Below are 777 nucleotides of genomic sequence, written 5' to 3'. Positions count from 1 at the left end.
TGCCTTGGGTGAAGCCGGATTCGAAGGTGCCCAGGAAGCCAAGGCCGGTTTCTTCCACGCGGCTCTGGCTGCCAGGCGCGTTGTTGCGGAAGTCACGGCTGAAATACAGCATGCGGGTCTTGACGTTCAGCTTGCTGTCTTCGATGAAACCTTTGGACTCATCTTGTGCGGAGGCCATTGCCAACTGCGAGGTCCCTGCCGTAACGGCCAGGGCGATCATGCTCCACTTCATCACGCGCATCGTGATTTGCTCCTTTGGTTTTTAGGAAGAGTACCGCTGCGTCCAAGTGTTTTAGTTATATGGAGCAGCTCTTTCTTGTTATGTCGGCGAAAATGTATAGCACGCTGACTGTTCTTGGCGATATGGCGATAGAGACTCTTTACGGAACTTTTCCACCATGTCGCGTTCAGGTATTTCCATGTCGCAAATCACGCCCCAATACAGGGCCGTATAACCCCAGCGCTGCTTCTTTAGCCGCCATGAATCGGTAACTACCGACGCCAGCTGAAGAAACTCCCTGGTAACCAATGCCGCTGTTGTTATTTGTCGCGTACACCTGCCATTGCAGATGCCGTGCCGACTTGGCGTGAAAGGAATGCAACAAGCGTGCTCAAAATTCGCAACAGTTCATGAAATTTTCACAAAAAACCCTACCGAGGGTCGGAAAGTGCCGTAAACACGGGGTCGAGCGCCGTTTTGGTATTGTTGAGTTCGAGAATCATTAAAATTTAAAGCGCGCTCATAAAAGTCAATGTGTTACCGCCATTTGTTCATCC

Annotated in this window: 1 protein-coding gene; it reads right to left on the bottom strand. The window is 51.0% G+C overall.

From position 1 onward, the window contains the following. A partial coding sequence (locus GYA94_RS26870; RefSeq protein WP_161893474.1) for an OprD family outer membrane porin occupies positions 1-241 on the bottom strand: 241 nt, incomplete at its 3' end. Between the last annotated feature and the right edge of the window lie 536 nt (positions 242-777).

The sequence above is a fragment of the Pseudomonas juntendi genome (assembly GCF_009932375.1).
GTDB lineage: Bacteria > Pseudomonadota > Gammaproteobacteria > Pseudomonadales > Pseudomonadaceae > Aquipseudomonas > Aquipseudomonas juntendi.
This window is presented reverse-complemented; position numbering and strand designations above follow the sequence as displayed.